This is a genomic window from Nocardioides pyridinolyticus (assembly GCF_054653575.1).
On record NZ_BAAIFY010000001.1, the window covers coordinates 41,008 to 58,862 of the forward strand.

31 protein-coding genes are annotated in these 17,855 nt (G+C 67.2%); 16 read left to right on the plus strand and 15 right to left on the minus strand.

Annotation, left to right across the window (positions count from 1 at the left end; genetic code table 11):
- Nucleotides 1-554: 554 nt before the first annotated feature.
- From ACYQ0U_RS00215 to ACYQ0U_RS00230, 4 genes are read left to right on the plus strand one after another with little or no spacing between them, the layout of a single operon-like run.
- Nucleotides 555-833 (plus strand): hypothetical protein, encoded by a 279-nt coding sequence (locus ACYQ0U_RS00215; protein WP_459968142.1) that lies wholly within the window; start codon nucleotides 555-557, stop codon nucleotides 831-833.
- Nucleotides 830-1,159, plus strand: a complete 330-nt coding sequence (locus ACYQ0U_RS00220) for a hypothetical protein (protein WP_459968144.1) — start codon at nucleotides 830-832, stop codon at nucleotides 1,157-1,159. The genes ACYQ0U_RS00215 and ACYQ0U_RS00220 overlap by 4 nt, the downstream gene beginning before the upstream one ends.
- A 17-nt stretch (nucleotides 1,160-1,176) precedes the next feature.
- On the plus strand, nucleotides 1,177-1,755 hold the full coding sequence (locus tag ACYQ0U_RS00225; protein ID WP_459968146.1) for a hypothetical protein: 579 nt from the start codon (nucleotides 1,177-1,179) through the stop codon (nucleotides 1,753-1,755).
- Nucleotides 1,755-1,979: a hypothetical protein gene (locus ACYQ0U_RS00230; RefSeq protein ID WP_459968148.1), complete on the plus strand. Its 225-nt coding sequence runs from the start codon at nucleotides 1,755-1,757 to the stop codon at nucleotides 1,977-1,979. The genes ACYQ0U_RS00225 and ACYQ0U_RS00230 overlap by 1 nt, the downstream gene beginning before the upstream one ends.
- Nucleotides 1,980-2,125: 146 nt before the next feature.
- On the opposite strand, the gene ACYQ0U_RS00235 is transcribed toward ACYQ0U_RS00230, so the two are convergent.
- Nucleotides 2,126-2,356, minus strand: coding sequence for a hypothetical protein (locus tag ACYQ0U_RS00235; RefSeq protein WP_459968150.1), 231 nt, complete (start codon nucleotides 2,354-2,356; stop codon nucleotides 2,126-2,128).
- Between the two features lie 35 nt (nucleotides 2,357-2,391).
- Here ACYQ0U_RS00235 and ACYQ0U_RS00240 point away from each other — a divergent pair, with 35 nt between their 5' ends.
- The 6 genes from ACYQ0U_RS00240 to ACYQ0U_RS00265 all read left to right on the plus strand — a co-directional run bounded on the left by ACYQ0U_RS00240 (nucleotide 2,392) and on the right by ACYQ0U_RS00265 (nucleotide 7,849).
- Complete coding sequence (locus ACYQ0U_RS00240; protein WP_459968152.1) at nucleotides 2,392-2,775, plus strand: helix-turn-helix domain-containing protein; 384 nt, start codon at nucleotides 2,392-2,394, stop codon at nucleotides 2,773-2,775.
- Nucleotides 2,772-3,449, plus strand: a complete 678-nt coding sequence (locus tag ACYQ0U_RS00245; protein WP_459968154.1) for a hypothetical protein — start codon at nucleotides 2,772-2,774, stop codon at nucleotides 3,447-3,449. Before ACYQ0U_RS00240 ends, ACYQ0U_RS00245 begins: the two co-directional genes overlap by 4 nt.
- Nucleotides 3,446-3,751, plus strand: a complete 306-nt coding sequence (locus ACYQ0U_RS00250; protein WP_459968156.1) for a hypothetical protein — start codon at nucleotides 3,446-3,448, stop codon at nucleotides 3,749-3,751. Before ACYQ0U_RS00245 ends, ACYQ0U_RS00250 begins: the two co-directional genes overlap by 4 nt.
- Nucleotides 3,752-4,058: 307 nt before the next feature.
- Nucleotides 4,059-4,307 (plus strand): hypothetical protein, encoded by a 249-nt coding sequence (locus ACYQ0U_RS00255; protein WP_459968158.1) that lies wholly within the window; start codon nucleotides 4,059-4,061, stop codon nucleotides 4,305-4,307.
- A complete protein-coding gene (locus ACYQ0U_RS00260; protein ID WP_459968160.1) occupies nucleotides 4,308-6,923 on the plus strand; it encodes a hypothetical protein in 2,616 nt (871 codons plus the stop codon).
- Nucleotides 6,920-7,849 carry a hypothetical protein gene (locus ACYQ0U_RS00265; RefSeq protein WP_459968162.1) on the plus strand — a complete coding sequence of 310 codons (930 nt, stop codon included), beginning with the start codon at nucleotides 6,920-6,922 and terminating at the stop codon, nucleotides 7,847-7,849. The genes ACYQ0U_RS00260 and ACYQ0U_RS00265 overlap by 4 nt, the downstream gene beginning before the upstream one ends.
- A 288-nt stretch (nucleotides 7,850-8,137) precedes the next feature.
- Here ACYQ0U_RS00265 and ACYQ0U_RS00270 read toward each other — a convergent pair whose 3' ends face one another.
- The 5 genes from ACYQ0U_RS00270 to ACYQ0U_RS00290 all read right to left on the minus strand — a co-directional run bounded on the left by ACYQ0U_RS00270 (nucleotide 8,138) and on the right by ACYQ0U_RS00290 (nucleotide 10,526).
- Nucleotides 8,138-8,650: an ATP-binding protein gene (locus ACYQ0U_RS00270; RefSeq protein WP_459968164.1), complete on the minus strand. Its 513-nt coding sequence runs from the start codon at nucleotides 8,648-8,650 to the stop codon at nucleotides 8,138-8,140.
- A gap of 22 nt (nucleotides 8,651-8,672) precedes the next feature.
- Nucleotides 8,673-8,900, minus strand: coding sequence for a response regulator (locus ACYQ0U_RS00275; RefSeq protein WP_459968166.1), 228 nt, complete (start codon nucleotides 8,898-8,900; stop codon nucleotides 8,673-8,675).
- Nucleotides 8,901-8,991: 91 nt separating this feature from the next.
- The gene (locus ACYQ0U_RS00280) at nucleotides 8,992-9,261 is read right to left on the minus strand and encodes an ANTAR domain-containing protein (RefSeq protein WP_459968168.1); all 270 of its coding nucleotides are present in this window, start codon (nucleotides 9,259-9,261) and stop codon (nucleotides 8,992-8,994) included.
- Entirely contained in the window at nucleotides 9,258-9,617 is a 360-nt protein-coding gene (locus tag ACYQ0U_RS00285) for an STAS domain-containing protein (RefSeq protein WP_459968170.1), read from the minus strand. The genes ACYQ0U_RS00280 and ACYQ0U_RS00285 overlap by 4 nt, the downstream gene beginning before the upstream one ends.
- 435 nt (nucleotides 9,618-10,052) lie before the next feature.
- On the minus strand, nucleotides 10,053-10,526 hold the full coding sequence (locus ACYQ0U_RS00290) for a DUF5994 family protein (RefSeq protein ID WP_459968172.1): 474 nt from the start codon (nucleotides 10,524-10,526) through the stop codon (nucleotides 10,053-10,055).
- Nucleotides 10,527-10,774: 248 nt separating this feature from the next.
- Between ACYQ0U_RS00290 and ACYQ0U_RS00295 the strand changes: the two genes are divergently transcribed.
- Complete coding sequence (locus tag ACYQ0U_RS00295; protein ID WP_459968174.1) at nucleotides 10,775-11,119, plus strand: hypothetical protein; 345 nt, start codon at nucleotides 10,775-10,777, stop codon at nucleotides 11,117-11,119.
- A gap of 200 nt (nucleotides 11,120-11,319) precedes the next feature.
- Here the strand turns inward: ACYQ0U_RS00295 and ACYQ0U_RS00300 are convergent, their stop codons facing one another.
- Nucleotides 11,320-11,472, minus strand: a complete 153-nt coding sequence (locus ACYQ0U_RS00300) for a hypothetical protein (RefSeq protein WP_459968176.1) — start codon at nucleotides 11,470-11,472, stop codon at nucleotides 11,320-11,322.
- A gap of 311 nt (nucleotides 11,473-11,783) precedes the next feature.
- Between ACYQ0U_RS00300 and ACYQ0U_RS00305 the strand changes: the two genes are divergently transcribed.
- Together ACYQ0U_RS00305 and ACYQ0U_RS00310 are read left to right on the plus strand one after the other, a co-directional pair.
- Entirely contained in the window at nucleotides 11,784-11,951 is a 168-nt protein-coding gene (locus ACYQ0U_RS00305; protein WP_459968178.1) for a hypothetical protein, read from the plus strand.
- A gap of 14 nt (nucleotides 11,952-11,965) precedes the next feature.
- Nucleotides 11,966-12,433 (plus strand): hypothetical protein, encoded by a 468-nt coding sequence (locus ACYQ0U_RS00310; protein ID WP_459968180.1) that lies wholly within the window; start codon nucleotides 11,966-11,968, stop codon nucleotides 12,431-12,433.
- 9 nt (nucleotides 12,434-12,442) lie between these two features.
- Here ACYQ0U_RS00310 and ACYQ0U_RS00315 read toward each other — a convergent pair whose 3' ends face one another.
- From ACYQ0U_RS00315 to ACYQ0U_RS00345, 7 genes are all read right to left on the minus strand, one after another.
- Nucleotides 12,443-13,276 (minus strand): hypothetical protein, encoded by an 834-nt coding sequence (locus tag ACYQ0U_RS00315; RefSeq protein WP_459968182.1) that lies wholly within the window; start codon nucleotides 13,274-13,276, stop codon nucleotides 12,443-12,445.
- A gap of 147 nt (nucleotides 13,277-13,423) precedes the next feature.
- Nucleotides 13,424-13,960: a hypothetical protein gene (locus tag ACYQ0U_RS00320; RefSeq protein ID WP_459968185.1), complete on the minus strand. Its 537-nt coding sequence runs from the start codon at nucleotides 13,958-13,960 to the stop codon at nucleotides 13,424-13,426.
- Nucleotides 13,957-14,328 (minus strand): DUF6907 domain-containing protein, encoded by a 372-nt coding sequence (locus ACYQ0U_RS00325; protein ID WP_459968188.1) that lies wholly within the window; start codon nucleotides 14,326-14,328, stop codon nucleotides 13,957-13,959. The genes ACYQ0U_RS00320 and ACYQ0U_RS00325 overlap by 4 nt, the downstream gene beginning before the upstream one ends.
- A gap of 71 nt (nucleotides 14,329-14,399) precedes the next feature.
- Complete coding sequence (locus ACYQ0U_RS00330) at nucleotides 14,400-14,669, minus strand: hypothetical protein (RefSeq protein WP_459968190.1); 270 nt, start codon at nucleotides 14,667-14,669, stop codon at nucleotides 14,400-14,402.
- The gene (locus ACYQ0U_RS00335) at nucleotides 14,666-15,073 is read right to left on the minus strand and encodes a hypothetical protein (RefSeq protein ID WP_459968192.1); all 408 of its coding nucleotides are present in this window, start codon (nucleotides 15,071-15,073) and stop codon (nucleotides 14,666-14,668) included. The genes ACYQ0U_RS00330 and ACYQ0U_RS00335 overlap by 4 nt, the downstream gene beginning before the upstream one ends.
- The gene (locus ACYQ0U_RS00340; protein WP_459968194.1) at nucleotides 15,070-15,396 is read right to left on the minus strand and encodes a hypothetical protein; all 327 of its coding nucleotides are present in this window, start codon (nucleotides 15,394-15,396) and stop codon (nucleotides 15,070-15,072) included. The genes ACYQ0U_RS00335 and ACYQ0U_RS00340 overlap by 4 nt, the downstream gene beginning before the upstream one ends.
- A 227-nt stretch (nucleotides 15,397-15,623) precedes the next feature.
- On the minus strand, nucleotides 15,624-16,007 hold the full coding sequence (locus ACYQ0U_RS00345; protein WP_459968196.1) for a hypothetical protein: 384 nt from the start codon (nucleotides 16,005-16,007) through the stop codon (nucleotides 15,624-15,626).
- 184 nt (nucleotides 16,008-16,191) lie between these two features.
- Here ACYQ0U_RS00345 and ACYQ0U_RS00350 point away from each other — a divergent pair, with 184 nt between their 5' ends.
- Nucleotides 16,192-16,842, plus strand: coding sequence for a helix-turn-helix transcriptional regulator (locus ACYQ0U_RS00350; protein ID WP_459968198.1), 651 nt, complete (start codon nucleotides 16,192-16,194; stop codon nucleotides 16,840-16,842).
- A 5-nt stretch (nucleotides 16,843-16,847) separates the two neighbouring features.
- Here the strand turns inward: ACYQ0U_RS00350 and ACYQ0U_RS00355 are convergent, their stop codons facing one another.
- Nucleotides 16,848-17,264 (minus strand): BLUF domain-containing protein, encoded by a 417-nt coding sequence (locus ACYQ0U_RS00355; RefSeq protein WP_459968200.1) that lies wholly within the window; start codon nucleotides 17,262-17,264, stop codon nucleotides 16,848-16,850.
- A 59-nt stretch (nucleotides 17,265-17,323) separates the two neighbouring features.
- Here ACYQ0U_RS00355 and ACYQ0U_RS00360 point away from each other — a divergent pair, with 59 nt between their 5' ends.
- A complete protein-coding gene (locus ACYQ0U_RS00360) occupies nucleotides 17,324-17,635 on the plus strand; it encodes a mycothiol transferase (protein WP_459968202.1) in 312 nt (103 codons plus the stop codon).
- Entirely contained in the window at nucleotides 17,527-17,847 is a 321-nt protein-coding gene (locus ACYQ0U_RS00365; protein ID WP_459968204.1) for a mycothiol transferase, read from the plus strand. Before ACYQ0U_RS00360 ends, ACYQ0U_RS00365 begins: the two co-directional genes overlap by 109 nt.
- Nucleotides 17,848-17,855: the final 8 nt, after the last annotated feature.

Below are 17,855 nucleotides of genomic sequence, written 5' to 3' on the forward strand. Positions count from 1 at the left end.
GACCACGCACCAATTGGACGGGCGTCCGGTGCACCTTGATTCATTCGAGGTGCTGACGCATGTCCGCTTCTATTCCGGCCGAGCGAAGTCTCGTTGCCTCTATCGCTGCTCACGAATCGTGGGCTCGTACCACTAACCGCACGGCGCGAACCGCGCCGGCACGCGCCGCGCTCGATCAGAAGTTTCTCGAGGCCGCCGGCGGCGACCCGATCCGAGCCGCCCACCTTCGCAAGGCACACTTCGCCCGGCTTGCCCTGAAGTCGGCCCAAGCCCGCCGCAAGGCGCGAGGACTATCGGACCTCGCCGACGCCGCTGAGACCGAACTTGCAGAGGCTGGTGGTCTCGATGCCGCGTCCTGAACGAGAAAGCCGCCCGGGGGCGAACCGAGCGGCCAGCATCTCGACGGCGATCAAGAATGAAGCCAGCGTAGCACTCGCTACAGACCCGGGCTGCTGCCTTGCGCTGACGCTTGATGAGCGCATGACTGCGGCGCGGTTCGCGATCCACTGCGGCGTCAATCGGTGTGCCCGCACAGTGCTGCGAGGTGATGACCGGTGACCGAGCTCGCAGCGTTCATCGATCACTTCCGCCAGCGGGTCCTTCAGGATGCGCTGACCGAGGCCACTGCTACTTACTGGTTGCGCCGCGCGGAGCAGTTCGAGGCCGCCAAGCCGCGACCTGGCGACTTCCACGGTCTGCTGACGCCGGCTGAGCTCAGCGCGAAGTGGAGCGAGCTGGACTCGATCGCTCGTGCGTGCCGGGTACGCGCCTCCGCCTCTCCAGTTGGGATCTCCCACGAGGTCGCGGACGCACTCAGCGAGGTGGCCGCATGACGGGCGCCTACGAGCAGTCCCAGCGATTCCTGGCGCACAGCCCCCGACCGAAGCTCCGCAAGCGCTCACAGGCCAAGGTAGGCGCGCGCAAAGGCCCGGAGAGCGTCCTGCACGTCACCGAGGACCGCGACAACCAGAAGGCTCTCGTGCGCGGCCTGAACGTGCGCCGAATCCTCGAGCTGGCCGGCGTGATCGACGACGCGAGCTGGTCGCCGTCCGGCAAGGGCTATGTGGTCTCCTCGGCCGCACTCGCTGACGTCGCCGCAATGGCCGATTACACGCACACGCCTTACCGCGTGAAGACGTTCGGCGGTGGTGAGGAATGAAGGACCGCAGGCGCCGCGTGCTGGAGTCCGCGATCTTCGGCGACCTCACCTATGGGGAGAAGGTCTACCTGATCACTGTCGCAACCATCCGGCCCGAGTACGTGGACGGAAGGCTCCGTCCCGGCTCGAAGTCGATGGGACCGGACGGCAAGTACGCGCTCCATCTCGACTACCTCGCGGGAGCCCTCGGAACCAGTCCGACTGGGGTCCGCAAAATGCGCCAGTCACTCGAGCGGAAGGGCTACCTCCAATGGTGCCACGACGGCACTTTCGGGCGCCCTCCGATGTGGCAGGCGATGGTCGTAAGGGTGCCCAAAAACGGGAGGGTTACGGCTGGCGAAAACCGCCATCCTTACGGGCTGGCCGAGTGGGTCACAAGGATGGCCGATTCCGCCACCCTTACCTATAGGACGCCCGACGACAGCAACCACCCGCCCGCGTCAGGCGCCTTGCCGACCGCGTCGAACCATGTGGAGGCAGCAAGGAGAGAGCTCGCCGAACTCCCGGTCCGCTTCCCACTGACGGGTTGCATCTGGCACGAGCACTTCTGCCCCGACGACTGCGCCAAGCAGCCGGAAAGCCGGGAGGCCAGCTGATGAGCGCCAACGTCATCCCTCTTGCCAGCCGTCGGCCTCAGCCCGAGCAGACCTGCAGGTGTCCGCAGCACCAGATGTGGGATCTCGCGGACCGCGTGCGCGAGGCCCTGCTCCAGTCCCAGGGCGAGCTGCTGGTGTCGCGCGACGACCACGCTGCCGTGCTCGAGGACGTGCTTTCAACGATCGCGCAAGTCATGGCCACCAGGGCGGAGGCCGAGCGATGAGCTACGAATCCGTCTGGCTCGACTGTGCCTTCCCTGGCTGTGGCGCCGGAACGCTCGCCGATCCTCGACACCTCGCGAACCTGACCGCGTCGGGCGGGTGGGAGTGCCACGCGCACGACCTGCTCGCAGTGGAGCGGTGGGTCGGCTCAGAGGGCCTCAGCGAAGAAGATCAACCAGGCGCCGAGCGCAATCGCCGTCCAGACGGTCCAGTCGATGTTGGCTCGCCCCAGCCGACGACGAACGGCCAACCGGTCGGTACGTGTCGCCGCGGCCTGGTCGAGTGTTCCGAGAAGGCGGGCTTCGACAGTGAGCCATCGGATGGCCTGCACGGTGCCCGCGACCGCGATCAAGAGATTGCCGATAAGAGCCACGTTCATGGGCGGATTCTGCCCGGCCGAGGGAGGCGCTCGTGGTGAGCGCGCAGACGAACGATCTGCGGGTCTTGATGTACGTGCTCGATGCCCTGCGAAGGCAAGAGCAGCGGCATCGATTGAGCCATTGGCAGGTGCCGGCCGGAGTCGCCGATCTCCTTGCAGAACTGGGTTTTCGGGTCAGTCGGGGTCAGGTGGGGTCACCACATGCGCCATCCGCGCAAACCAGCGACGGTGGTCCTGAGACGAGGTTGTTGGTGCGGTACGAGACCGCAGCCCAGATGTTGGATGTGTCGGTGAGCACGGTGAAGCGGCTGATCAAGGAACAGGTTCTTCACCCCGTGCGCATCGGCGGATCTTCCCGCATCCGGGTCGCGGAACTCGACGAGTACGTAGCCCGCTTGGCGGGAGGAGAGAGCGCATGAAGCTGACTAGCAAGGACATCGTGGGGCTGCTGGAGGGCGGCCTCGCAAACGGGCAGGCCATGTTTCACCTGTCCAAGCGCCGGCAGCCAGGGGACTTGCTGAGCACCCGACAGCGCGCCTTCCTTGAGGAGGTCACGCGCACTGGACGGAAGTCTGGTCAGGTACCCGAGCATCCCGAGTCCGGCGCGGCGCGGGAGCAGTACCGACGGGACTCTGACGCGGAGCTGTCTGCGGTAGAGCTGGCTTGGCTGGATCGGCTGCCTCGCGATCCTGCGCAGGTTCGGTTCGAGGACGCCCAGCGGCTTGCTGCTCTCGCGGCTTCCATCAGTCCGATGAAGGCGCCGCAGTCCGCACGTCTTATCGAGTCCGCGTGGGCTCCTGTGAAGGCGCTCCACGACCGCAGGGTCGCTGAGGCTGAGCTAAAGCAGGCACAGCGACCGCTGCCGCGCCTTCCGGACGGCCTTGTGGACGCGCTCCTGGATGCGCTTATCGAAGAGCACCCTGGTGTCTCGCGCGAGGCGCTGCGAGTCCAGGCGCGTGAGCTCGCCACCGACGTTCAGGTTCGGCGGGAGGACGCGTACGCCAACGCCCTCAATCGAGCAAGGCGGCACGTCGACCTCTTGTCGCAGGCACAGGCGGACTACGACGCCACGACTCGCGAGGTGGCGGTATGAGCGCCTCCTACCAGCAAGTGTTCAGCAGTCGGGCGACAGAGAGCGGCGTCGAGGTCGTCGGCACGTTCCTGCTAACCGGCGACGGCGTCAGTCTCAGCGCAGTTGAGGACGCATTCACCAGTCCGCTCAAGCTCCTCGCACAGGAGATCGGAGCGGACGCCGCGGTGGGAATCGCTGCCGACCACGAGCGACGCGAGGAGACCATGCGCACGGCGATCACGGACGCGCTCGAGAAGGTCGCGCCGGAGCAGCGCGCGGAACTCATGGAGCGCTACGGCCTGGCGGTCGGAGACGTCGGATGACCCGGGCCTCCACCCCGCCCCCGGGGGCCTCGTACCCACCGGGGGCGGCTGGTTCTGACCCTCAGTACAAGACTGGGGATCTCGGACCCGTAGCGCCTGAGGGCGGCTCCACGAGCCCCGGATTGACGCCTCTTGGGCCTCCTTCCCAGCGCGCCTATCTCTCGCGAGCGCGTGTCTGCCGTGGCTGCGGCGGCCCGCTGCCGAAGCAGAAGCATCAGGGCAATCCGCGCCGCTGGTGCTCGGAGTCGTGCCGAGTCGCCGCCTACCGACGCGCCCAGAAGGCCACGGCTGCCGGGGGCGCTGCCCGATGAGTACCAACCAGCCGATCTCCCGCCTCGACGAGCGGGTCGACGACATGCTCCGCGCCCTACGCGACATGCCGGAGTCACTTCTCCACGAGCTCATCGCCGGCATGCGCGCGCACGAGGAGATGGCCGCACAGATCGGCCCGGACTTCCCGGGCGCGGCCAACGTGCTGGCGGGCACCACATTCCGCCGCGCATTCACCGACGTCATGGGCGAGGTACTCGCCCTCAAGAAGAAGGGGGCCCACTGAGTGGCCGTCCGCCGAGAAAAGGTGATCCTCGAGCTCGACGATCATTTTTCCACGAAGATGGCGAAGGCTGCAGCCGCAGCCGCGCTGCTCGACAGGAACCTCGACACCCTGTCCGACCATGCCGTCGGCCTCAGCCGGGACAACGACCGCCTTGGGCAGTCGTTCGATCGCGGCGGGAAGCAGATCGACCGCTACTCTGGCCGGCTCGCCATCCTGGCGCAGACAGCCGCGATGATCGCGCCGGCCCTGGCACCGATCGGCGCCGCTGGCATCCCGGCCGTGGCTGGCCTGACCGCCGGTCTCGGTGCTCTCGCGGGCGCTGTCGGCGTCGGGGTGCTCGCGTTCAACGGCATGGGGGACGCGCTCGACAGCCTGAACAAGTACCAGGCCGAGCCGACCGCGGAGAACCTCCAGGCGATGCGGGTGGAGCTGCAGAAGCTCGGCCCTGACGGCGCGCACTTCGTAAAGTTCCTCGACAGCCTTGAGCCGCAGCTCCGGTCGCTGCAGATGGCGGCCCGTGAGGGGTTGCTCCCGGGTGTTGAGGAGGGCATCACTTCCCTGCTCGACAAGCTGCCGCAGGTCCGCCGGATCGTCCGCGAGATGTCCTCCGCGATGGGGGAGCTGGCCGCGGATGGGGGAGCCGATCTGGCGGGCCCGCGGTGGCGAGAGTTCTTCGACTACCTCGACCGCGAGGCCGCTCCGACGCTAGAGACGATGGGCCGCACGCTGGGCAACTTCGCCACCGGCTTCGCGCAGATGCTCGCCGACGTCGCGCCGCTCACCAACCAGTTCGCTGGCGGGCTCGAGAACCTGTCCCGACGCTTCGCTGAGTGGACGGCCGGCCTCGACCAGAACCAAGGCTTCCAGGAGTTCCTGGCCTATGTGTCGCAGTCCGGACCGAAGGCACTCGACCTCATCGGCGCCATCGCCCAAACGCTCGCCTCGATCGCCAAGGCCGCCGCCCCGGTCGGTGACATCGTTCTGCCCGTGCTCACGGCGCTGGTCAAGGCACTCGGGCTGGTCGCCGACTCGCAGCTTGGCCCGTGGCTGTTCACGGCCACTGCTGCGTTCTCGGTCTACTCCCGCGCCGCCGCTCTGGCGACCACGGCGACCGAGAAACTGGCCCTGTCGCAGAGCGGTATTGGCCGGATGAACCAGATCGCGTCCTACGCGAAGACGGCAGCCGCCGGGCTCGGCATGGTCGCGGTCGCCATGACGGATGTTGACGACAAGGCCGGCCTGTCCAACACCGCCATGCTCGGTATCGCCGGCACGATGGCCGGCCCGTGGGGCGCCGCAGCCGGCGCCGCAGTGGGTCTGACGATGGACCTCGCCGCCGCGAACAACGACCTCGAGACCGCGATCGACAACGCTAACCTGGCGCTAGCTTCCGGCACGATCCCCGAGGTCCGTCAGCGGTATCGCGAGCTGCGCGATGAGCTGCGCGAGACCAAGAAGGACATGGACCAGTTCTGGTCCATGGACCGCGGCGGGGAGGGCTTCCTCGAAACCATCAAGGGCGACATGAACGCCCTGACGACGTGGCTCTCCGGTGGCACCGCGGAGGCCGAAGACAAGCTCATTGACCTCCAGACCCGGATGGCCACCGGCCGCACGTTCGCGCGGCTCTACGGCGACGCTATCGGCGTGACCGGACGTCAGATCCGAGTCGCGGCCGGTGACGCCCAGGCACTCTCCACGGCGCTCTCAGTGCTGGAGGGCTGGCTCGACCACCGCGCCGCCGTGCGGAACTACGAGCAGTCCATCGACGACCTCTCGAAGGCGCTCAAGAACCGTGCCGGCGCATGGGACCGGGACACCCAGGCCGGTCGGAACAACCTCGACCTGCTCGACGCCACCGCCACGTCGCTGGCCCAGGTCGCCTCCCAGATGAAGAACGACGAGGCGCGGACCAACTTCCTCCAGAACGCCCGGCGCGACTTGATCCAGCTCGGCAAGGCGTCCCCGGAGGCCGCGCGCGAAGTCGAGAAGGTCATCGACAGGCTAGACGCGATCGGCCTGACCGTGGACAAGGTCGGTAAGAAGAAGGCCGAGCCGAAGATCGGGGCCGACGACCGTGAGTTCCGCGTCAAGACGGACGGCACGCTCGAAGATCTGTTCCGCGTTGCCGGCATCAAGGTCGAGCCCAAGATCGGTGCCGACAATAAGCGCGCCAAGGGCAAGGTCGACGAGACCAACGCCTTCCTGCGGATGCTCGACGGCAAGACGGCGATGCCGACGGTGGACGCCGACACCTTCGGCGCGATGTCGAAGCTCGGCGCCGTCCGGTCCGAGCTCGCTCAGATCCGCGACAAGGTCGTCACCGTCAGCGTCAACCGCGTCGGCGACGCACTGGGCAGCCTCGGCTTCGCCTCGGGCGGGCTGGTGCTCGGTCCTGGTGGTCCGACTGACGACATGATCCCGGCGTTGCTGTCGAACCGGGAGTTCGTCATGCCGGCCGCAGCCGTCGAGCACTACGGTCTGCCCATGATGGAGATGGTCCGAGCCCGCCAGTTCGCCACCGGCGGTCTCGTCACCGCTGGGGGAGAGGCGACCATCACCAGGTTCCGCGCGGGATCGAGGCTTCCCGTCCATCTGGAGGAGGTGGCCGCGTGACGTTCGTAGGTATCGCCTGCAAGGGCGATCATGCCGAGGTGGTCTTCGACGAGGGCGCGTATTCCGCTACCTCAGTCAAGGTTCGTCCGTCGACCAAGGTCACGCATCTCCACCACTTCGACGCACTGATGACGGTTAGCGGGAGCCCGAACTTCGTCCGTCCAGCGGAGGAGATACTGCCCTCGGCGGCGATCCAGACCTCGTCTTTCGACGAACTGGTGAGCGAGGCTCCACGGTGGCTCGAGCGCTCGGTCGATTCGTTCTTCGCTGCGCCCGGCGCCGAACAAGGCAGCGGAAGCGTGTACCTCGTCGGATACTCCCATCGGCTCGGGGAGTTCGCGGCGTACAGGTTCACGCCGCGCAATCCCTCCGGGATCAGAGAGACCTTCGTGCTCCAGCCGACCCCGTACAGCCTCAGGCCGCCCGCAGACTGGCTCAAGATGATCATCAAGGGCCTCGCGAAGGCCGGCTTCCCAGATGACATGCGTGCCGAGCTCTGGCAGGCATGGATGGGCCGGCCACAGGCGCCGTTCCCGGAGTCCGTGGGGGATTGGATCGCCCTGGCCGAGCTCGCCAGGGAAGAGCGCTCGCTCACCGGGCAAGAATTCCTCCGCGTCCACGTCACGGGCGCTCTACGGATGACAACGCTGCGGCGGGACGAGTCAACGACCAAGGTCATCCACCGGTTCAACGACTCTGACCCGGAGACCCTTGAGCGCATGTTCATGTCCTCGCTGCACCCGATCGGCCAATGGCTGCCGTGCGGTGAATGCGATAGCGGAAAACCCACTGTCGAGTGCTGCTTCGCGGACGCCGTCACACAGCCCTGCGAATGCGGTTCCGGAGAGCTCTTCGTCGACTGTTGCCTCGTCGAGCCGCAGGACGTTCGGCGAGACCAGCTCTGGACTGCGCCATTCGGCCTCTGAACTCCACGCGCCGAAGTGGCGAGACTGCTCCTGCGGGTCAGGGAAGCCGCTCATCGAGTGCTGCGAACCGGAGAAGGTGAACGTCTGATGGCTCTCGAAAACCGCAACGGACACCACCTTCGACGTCTCCCAAGCTTCGGGCACCGATTCCGGTGCCCGCCGAACCAGGTGCGGGGTCACCACCAACGTCCCGAACGCTTCCGCAGCACGGCGCCGTTGCGTGGGGCGAGCGTGTCGGTTGTCGGCGGGGCGGTCATGACGGTGATCACTGGTCCCTGACCCCCCGGGTCAGTCAATCGAGAGTTCGGCCCAGACGTTCTTGCCGTTGTCCTCGACGGGCTCCACGCCCCACGCCTGGGCGAGTTGTGACACCAGGTGCAGTCCGCGGCCTCGCTCAGCTCCGATGTCGAAGGGGTGAAGGTCGGGATTGCCCTGGCCGTGGTCGAGGACAACGATGCGCAGCACGCGACCACCGCGGATCTCCAGCCGCAGGTCGAAGCCTGATCTGGCGTGTTCGACGGCGTTCCCGGCCAGCTCACTGGCGATCATCACCACCGGGTCCACGAGCTTGGGTAGCGACCACTCGTGCAGCTGCTGGCGGACTTGCGCACGTGCGATGGCCAGGCCGGCCAGGTCCCGAGGCAGCGAGAGCGACCACGCCCCTTCCGCGGGTGGCGACGCCACCGTGACGAGGGTGTCGACCAGCGTGTTGAGCTGGTCCTTCAGCACGTAGCCGGCCGTGCGTCGAGCAAACCACTGCTCGTCCTCCGGATCGTCTGGGGCGGAGCCGGAGAAGATCACGATCTTGGCGTAGGGCGCGGCCTCACGGATCCGCGACAACGAGTTGGTGTCCGCTGATGTCCGGCAGGCCGAGGTCCAGGACCACGACCTGCGGTTGGAGGCGTTCGGCCACCGCGACAGCCTCGCCGGCCGTGTCAGCATCGCCGACCACCGCGAACCGTCCACCTCCTCCGAACCTGAGGGCGGCGCGGAGCATCCGGCGCACCTCGACGACGTCATCGACGACGACGACCCGGATCAGATCAGCCATCGACGACTCGGAGGAGCGGGACCGCAGGTCGGTGAAGCATCAATCTTGGGGTGCCCAAAGGCCGCCGGCCCGAAACCGGTGCCCTGGTCGATCAGCGGTTGTCGGAGATGACCCCTGGCAGCCGCCGCGTCTCGATCAGCGAGGCCGCGATGTCGACGACCTTGACGTTCATCGTGTTCGACGTCCGCTTCAGGATCGCGAACGCCGCGTCCGCGTCGACCCCGTAGCGCTCCATCAGGATCCCCTGCGCTCGCGCGATGACCGTCCGGGACTCCAGCGCGGCTTCGAGCTGCTCGATGCGCTCGCGGGCTGTGACCCAGTTGTCGACCTTCGGCGATCGGACCCCGTCTTGGCGCGTCATCGCGCTTCTCCGTGACCGGGTCGAGACTTCGGCACAGGGGGTGCGCTCGCGAGCAGGTCGACCAGGCGGGTGAGTTCCAGCAGCCTTCGAGCGGCCGGACTCGGACGGACGATGCGAAGGTGTAGCCCTCGGAGTGCAGCCTCGTTGCGGGCCATAACGGCGACGCTGATGCCTCTGCAATCCACAAACGTCACGTCGTTCATGTCGACGTGGATGATTGGATACCCGGCCTCGATGCACTCGTGGAGTGCTGCCCGCAGTGCTGGAGCAGTTACGAGGTCAAGCTCTTCGGAAGCGTGCACGACAGCAACGGCTTGTGCTGGTGCCGGGCCGGTGGATCGGACTGTGTCGCTCATGGCCTGCGTCCTCAGGATGGCGTTCGACCAAGAACGCCTTGAATGGCGTCACTGAGCAACCCTCAGCTGATACCGACGGTACGTCTGTCGGCTGCCTCAGACCACACCTGCACGGGTGGGGTGCTTCCGTTGGAAGGACTCCGCCTGGACGAACTGTGAGCCCGGAACCCACTGGTGAACTCCCCGGGCTGCATCACGCCCGGGGAGTTCACCCCGAAGGCGAATGCCATTGGAGCATCGGCGGACTAGTGTCCAACATCGCCGGCTAGGAACCGTGGGGGTCACCGGCCGACGACCGCCGCAGGGACGGCAGGCCGGCCATTCTGCTACACCGGGTGATGCATCACCGGAGCTGGGCGGGGCCCGGTGCTGACCGGGAAGCTCTCCGTGGCCGCTGGCTGCGTGAGTAGCGGGGGGAGAGGGTGACCTCTGGACTTAGTCGGGGACCTCTTCGTTCCACTGAGCCCAGCTGAGTTCATCAGGATGGTTGACCGGAGATGCCCAGGCGATCTGCTGCAGCTGGCGATCCGCCTCGTCTGGGTGCGCCTCGCTGGGGATTACTTGCAGGTGCAGCCGGGCGCCGGTGGAGAGGGTCAGCACCATGAGGTGGGTGTCGTCAGCGGGGAACGATCCGACCTTGACCGGGCCACGGCGTGCCTGGATCCGCCGGGTCCCTCGTCCGCCGACGATCGGGTCATCCCAGTCCGGGCGAGAGAACAGCATCCGGTTGATGTGTCCTGCCAGGTGCGGGAAGTGGTCGACGAGGTCGGCCGCCTCGGTCTGGAGATCACGGGACTGTGGCCACCAGGCCCCGTCGACGTGTCCGTCAGTTGCCGAGTCGCGAAGTCGTAGCCGCAACGGAGCGCGCGATGGGGTGGGTGCGGGAGATGAACCTGGTGACGCCGTCATGGCGTCCGCCCTTCGTTCCTGACCTGCAGCTCGACGAGCTGGCTTGGCAGGGTGGTTAGCTTCCAACCTACACCCCCAACCCCGGATGTCGCGGATTGCGCTGGCGACAGCGGCCGCGGATGCGGTGATGGCCGACGACGAGCCACCAGTGCTCGCTCCACTCACACCGGCCAGCTGAGACCACCCCCGGGGCCACTGCTCCCGGCTTCACGCGTTTCTCACGCCTTGGCCTGGGGCATCAACCCTGCATGGCTACCGAGCCTGACTCCAAGTGGATCACGCACGCGGAAGCCGCCGCGATCGTCGGCTGCTCCCGGACCACGATCGACCGCGCACAGGCCGCCGGACGCATCGCTCGTCGATCGCGCGAGTTCGGGCCGCCGAAGGACGGTGACGTCTGGTTTGACACCCGCACGGCTGCCCTGGTCATCGGTTGCACGCCTCAACACATGGCGCGACTGGCCCGCACCGGCCGGATCCCAGCCTCAACGAACGGCGGCCGAAAGCGATTCTGGTTCAAGCGTCATCACGTCGAGCAGTACGCCGCCGCTCGTGCACTCTGGAGCCGGTTCGACCACAAGGCGCCGGCATGAGCCATCCAGCACCGGAGTTCGAAGACGACTACGAAGCGTTCCGCGATCTTCGGGACGTGCTCAGGGAGCGGGACCGGGAGTACTGGGCTGAGCAGGACGCTGACATCTAGTTGTGGGCCCCTGTTCGTTCTAGGCTCGACCAGGGGGTTCGCAAGTTGACATCGTCCACGTGTTCCATTGGTGGCTGATGTCAGGGCTGGTCAGTGGTCCATCGGCCGCACGTGCTCCGCGCGCACCCACTCGAGGTACGCCCGCGGCTTGATGTTGCCGCCGCCGTCAGCCCACACGACGTATGCCTCCCAACGACCCTGAACGGTGCGCCAGTCGAGGATGATGCCGGGTGCGTCGCTCATCGATCCGCCGGTCGTGTTCACCCAGACGTGCCTGGGTGGGTAATGGCCGCGCTGGTGGTTCCCGTCGCGCGCCTGCATCGTCCGATCGTAGAACATGTGTTCGAACAGTGGGCGGCAGGCTGCGGGTGGCCCTCCCGGTCGCTCCCCAATGCTTGGGAGCCCGCACGGCGAGCATTTGTTGCAAGATGTGTACTCCGGCACAATTAATGGGTAGTCCTTCTCGGAGAAGGACATACTGCGGATGTTCGTACAGTCGATCTCCCACCTGAGGCCACAGGCGGTCTCAGCGGCTGGACGCGGAGGTGTAGGCCGTGAGCTTCTGGAAGAAGTCGTCGTCGCCTGAGGTGGCCGCAAAGGGCACCCAGCCGGTCGTGGTCGTGCCTCCCTCCCAGTTCGATCGCTTGATGGGCCCGGATCGGCCCTCTGAAGTGCCGTCCGCACTCCGTGACCTGGTGCTTAAGCAGCGCGCTGCCAGTTGATCTCTGCGTCTGTCGTGCCCCTCGACAAGGGGCACGATCTGGTTTCGTTCTGTTCGGCCGACGATGGCCTTGACGGCTGGCTCCACAGGTCCGCACGGCCCATGGGTGGCGAGGGCCTCAATCGGACTCACCTCTGGGTGGATGATCAGTCCAGTGAAATCTTGGGCTACTTCGCCCTCGCGCCGACAATCGTCACCACTGACCCGTTCTTAGGCGAGTCGGCGCCCGCCCTCCTGCTTGCGAAACTGGCCATGTGTGAGGCGCTCCGCGGCAAGAAGCCGCCAGCGGGCGACCTCCTGCTGCTCGCGGTCTTCGAAACCGTCCTGAAGGCGGCAGACCTAGTGGGGGGCAAGTTCTTGGTGACTGACACCAAGCATGAGCGCGCGGCGGAGTTCTACGCGCGGAACAAGTTTGAGCCGATCGAGGGAGACGAGTCACGTCTCATCATCAAGATGTCCGCTATCCGTCGCGTCCTTCAGTAGGTCGAGCAGTCACCGCGGCTCCGGAAAGTTCTCGTTCGTCAGCCCGCCGGCCGGCAGTTGCAACTTCGCCCGCGCCTGCCCCGAGCGGTGTGCGTTCCACGCCCGGATCGTGAGGGCCAGGCCGACTGTTTCGTTGATCCGCCCGCCGCGCACGCGTAGTCGGGTGATCCGGGACCTGAGCTGCGCGATCGGGTCCGATGACGCGATGCCGTCGCCATCCGAAACGCGCATCAGGAACCAGGTCGCTGCCTCGGCGTCGGTCTGGGCGAAGAGCCAGTGGCAGAGCCCGTAGACGGACGCTGGCAGGCTCTCGCGAGACGCCAGGCGCGCAGCGAGTTCTGCTGAGGCGCGGATTTCGGGGTGGCGCTCGAGGAAGTCGTTCATCTCGAGCGGCGTCGGCTTGATCGCGCCCGTGTTGGTCTTCATGCCGCGGTCCCACATCACGGCCCGACGGGCGACTGCGGCGAGGGTCGAGGTGTTCTCCTCTCCCTGGAGCTTCAGCGCGTCCGAGTAGGTCCGCTTGGCACCGGCGTCGACTGTCGGCATCACGTCGGGTGAGAGTCCGCGAACCACGACCATCGGAACCGTGGCACCTGACGCCACGATTGCGTGGAGGCGGTGCTGGCCGTCGAACAGCTCACCGCTGGTTGAGAACTTCACCGTCTCCCCGTTGAGGTGCCAGTGGCCGGCCGACATGTCACGGGCGTAGGAGTCGACCACTGGGCGGCGCAGGTTCCGGTTGTTCGGGTTCTTCGAGAGCCACTCCTCGGCGGTCGCGGGGGAGACCTCGACGATCTCGACGGTGGGGACTGAGCAATTTTGCTCAGTTGCGGGCTTGGGCATCGGTTGCCTGTCGGTCAGGTGTCCGGTTTCGGACAGGTGGGCAGGTGTTCAGTCCTGAACAGGTGGGGACATGTCCCCACCTGTGCCCGCCCCTTGTGGAGCGGGCGCCTCGGTGGGGAGCGGCCGGGCGGGTAGGTGGCGGCCATATCAGTCGTCGTCCGTGGTGTCCGCGAGTTCCGACAGGCGCACCAGCTCGGCAGCCAGCGCCCGGGCGTCCGAGCTAGCGAAGCGGTGCTCGAACGAGTCCCGTGTCGTCTCGCCCTCGTAGGACACCCAGATCTCGGGGACATGCCCGATTCGTCGCCTCAGCGAGGTCTGGAGGTGGTCCGGTCGCATCGTGTCGTCGGACCACTCGATCTCCGGGTAAAGGCTGAGGTCGACGTCCGCGCCGAACAACCAGCATGAGCGATCGACGGGGCAAGCGTCCGGGTGACCATCCGGCCGATCGCACCACGGAGCGCAAAGGTCGGCACGAGCGGCGACGGCCTCGTTGTAGCCACGCCCGAGGTCCGCTACTCCATCGTTGATGTGTCCGAGGAGAACCACGACCTCGTCAACGTGACGCCTCATTCGGACCAGCCCGTTCCAGTCGACGTAGATCAGTCCGTTCGGAGCCCAGATCTGACCAGCGTCGACCACCGACCCGCCAACCTCGGCGGCGAGCTTCTCGGCTGTCGTAGTCATAGCCGCGCCTCGACCTGCTCGGCCGAGGTGATCAGGGCGGTTGCCAGCTCACGCGCCTCCTCGGGACGAAGGCAGGCTTCACCGCGGCCGTTGTCCTCGAGTCGGACGTAGACCGGAAGCTCGGCCGCCGCGAAGTGCACGCGCGGCTGTCCGTCCGAGATTCGGGTCGCGGCTTCGATGCTGACCTCGAAGGTTCGGGCCTCGCCAGGGAGACCACACGCCAAGCCGGTCTCCACCAGAACCGCACGTGAAGAGTGCGACGTGGTCCCGCCGTGCGGGTCGCCGGCGTCGAAGTCGACGACATGGTCGACGCACCAGTCCGGGCAGTTCAGGTTGACGGTGCGAACAGTGGTAGATGATGTGGTCATGGTGCTGGTCCTCCTACGGACTAGTTCCACGGCCTCGCTGGTCCGGCATGACCAGTCGAGGCCACCTTTAGTTAGAGGGTCACGCTGGCCACCGACATGTCGGTGGCGCGGGCCTTGGCGATGATCGACGCGAGGTCGGCGGTGTTGTCCCAGTCGAGGAACCAGCGCAGGGTGCGCCACTCGGCGGGGGTGAGGTCCAGTCCGTCAACCGCCTGGGCGAGAGCCTCGCGTTGCTCGACGAACGGCCTGTAGAGCGGTTGGTTGGTGCGCTCGCGTAGGTCGGCTTCGTACTCCCCAATGGACTGTCGGAACTCGGCGCTGTTGCGGATCGCCTTGATCATGAATTGAGTCCGTCGACTCGCGTCCGGAGGAGACCTGCCAGCCCCTCAGCGGCAGGGGAGTCCAAGTGTGCGACGTACCGACCGTCCATCCACAGCGTCAGCGGCGCATCAGCCTCCGGGAGCACGTCGACCTCCCAGCGGTGGCGAACCTTGGGCGCGGTCGGGTCGCCCATGTCGGCCCTGGTCGCCTTGATCGATGCCTTCGTGAGGGCAGGGCCTACTGCGCCTGCCTCGTCGGGCGTCAGGACCAAGCGCCGCGATCCAAGCAGGTCTGAGTCGACGAACACGAGAACCTCGTCGCTCTGACCCTTGCCGACGACGATGCGGAGCTGGCCGGACCAGCCGCCGTCAACCTCGGTCTCGTGGAGGATGTTGGTGTAGTTCTCGCGGGTCGTGGCGCTCATCCCGCCTTCACCGCCTCCGCTGCGGTGACGAGGTGAGCAGCCAGCTCGAGAGCCTCGTCGGGCGTCAGGGAAACCGTGACGTCCTCGACGCGCTTGCTGCCCTCCAGATAGAGCGCGACCGCCGGTTGGCGGCTGTCACCCTCGGCCCAGAGCGGGTAGGTGCCCAGCTTCGGAGTGCCGTCGTACTCAGGGTCCGCAGTGGCCTCGATCGTCGGCCACAGCGACAGGTCGGGAAGATGCTCCCCGCGGTCGCAGAAGGTGCTCGGCCTACACCAGGACGGGCAGGTGCTGGTCGGCGGTACGGTCGTGATTGGTGCAGTCATGGTGGGTCATCTCCAAGCCTGAAACTCGCCCGATAACTTCACCCACAACGCTTGTCCCACCGCCGTCTTCGCCGCTCAGTTGCACAGCGCTTAGCTGGTCGGCACCCCGAAGATGCCGGGGGAGCCGCCCAGGGTCCAACCCAGCAAGAAGAACGCTCTCAACTGGGAGGACGATGGCGTGACACGGAAGGCAGGGTCGTGATCTCGGGAGCGACGGGGAGTGATGGCTACTGCAGCGCTGACGAGCCGGCCGCTTCGCAGCGTTCTGCGAGTTCGTCGATCCCCACGAGCCACGCCAGGTTGGCGTTGGGCAGTTCCGGATCCTGGGCGCTTGCCTGATCGAGGTACACCTCGGTGGGCGTGATGAGGAGATCGAGAGCGTCCTGCGCCTCCCGATCGCCCTGCTCGCGGAGGTCGTTCAGCTGCGCCGCGAAGCGCTCGAGGGCCGCCGGCTTGGGCTGCATCTCGCCCGGCAGCGCGGACTCGACCTTCGGGCAGATGTCCTTCAGGGTCAGCTCTCCCTCGGCTGTCGTACCGGCGTCGGTGGTACCGCCGCATCCGCTGAGCAGGTAGGTGGCTGCCGCCAGCGGCATGACAAGTCGCATCCTCATGGGCGGGAGGCTAACGGCAGAGCGAGGGGGGACCTGAACAGTCGCCGAGCACTGGGACGAGGACGGCAGCCGCGTCGAGGGGAACTGATCGCCGCTCACCCCTAGGGGTGTTGCGCAGGTTTGGATATCCTTCTGTCAGGGAATCGATCCTTCGACCGAAGCGACCCTCCCGAGGTGATGACGCATGCAGTCCGCCGTGCCGCCTGTCGACCCTGTCCGGGTCGGGCTGATCACGGACCACGCGATGGTGCGTGCCGGAGTCCTCGGGATGACGGCGCCGTACGCCGACCGGGTGGTCGTCGTCGAGATCGGGCCGGACTCCGACCTCGGCGAGGCCGATGTCGTCCTCTACGACGTGCTCCGGCTGAGCCACGGCGACGGCAAGGACCTCGAGACCGCGGTCAAGGCTCACCCGGGCCGGGTGCTGGCGCTCTCCCGGGAGCTCCAGCCGGGCCTCACCGCGCGTGCCCTCGGCATGGGGGCGATCACGGCGGTGTCGCTCGGCGCCGACGCCGACGAGCTCGTCCGGGCGATCGAGGACTTCGCGGCCGGCTACCTCGAGGACGGCTCGCAGGCGGACCTCGACAACCAGGCCGACCAGCGCCGCCAACAGGGGCGCGACGTGAACCTGTCGCCGCGCGAGCTCGACGTGCTCGGGCTGATCGTCCGCGGCCGGTCCAACGACGAGCTCGGCGACGATCTCTTCATCACGATCAACACCGTCAAGACCCTGATCCGGTCGATCTACCGCAAGATCGGGGTCACCACGCGCGCGCAGGCCGTCGCCTGGGGCGTCGAGCACGGGTTCCCGACGTCGGCTCCGGACGAGTCCTGACCGCGCTACCGCATGTTCTCGCGGAACAGCTCGAGCATCCGGTACGCCGTCGGCGTGCTGTCGCCCAGCCCGGAGCCGAACGGCCGGCGCATGAAGTCGGAGTAGCCGGCGACCCCCTGGAGGTCGGCGGTGCCGACCTCGCGGAAGTCCATCGACCAGTCGGGGAAGGCCCGCTCCTCGATCTGGTCGCGCAGCAGGACGAGCACGCCGTGGTGGCGGGTGTCCCGCTCGATCCCGGCGAACGTCGTCTCCACCACCTCCTCCGGCCCCTCGAGGGTCTGGATGATGTTGCCGCCGCTGTGCAGCAGCATGCCGGTCAGGCCGCGCTCCTGGTTGCGTGGCCGGATGGCGTCCAGCAGGTCGACGAGGTCGGGCACGTCGAGCACCTGTGAGGCAGAGCTGACGTAGGTGAGGGACAGCATGGACGCGCTGTACCCCGAGCGCGACCGGACATGATGTCGCCATAAGCGAGGACAAGCGCGTGGCCCGGTCCACCGGCGAGCCGGGCAAGCACGGGCCTGCGGGCGCGGCCCGCTGGACGGCGTACCTCGGCTGGGTCCGTGAGGACATCGCGGACGCCGTGCTGGGGCTCAGTGAGGACGAGCGGCGTCGGACGAGGCTCCCGTCGGGCTGGACGCCGATCGAGCTGCTCAGCCACGTGCTGCACATGGAGCAGCGCGGTTCGTGTGGGGCTTCCTCGGCGAGCAGGTCGAGGCGCCGTGGGGCGACTGGACCGTCGACGAGCCGTGGGACAGCGAGCTCGGCGGCCGATGGCACGTGCCCGAGGAGGTGACCGTCGGGGAGCTCGTCGCCGGGCTGCGAGCGGTGGGGGAGCGGACCCGTGCGGTGCTGCGCGACTTCCCGCTTGACGCGACCGCGTCGCCCGGCGGGCGGTTCGCCGCGGACCCGCCGACGCTGGAGTGGATCTGCTTCCACGTGCTGGCCGAGTACGCGCGGCACGCGGGCCACCTCGACATCGTCGTGGAGCTCGGGACGACCCCCTGACATGGAGA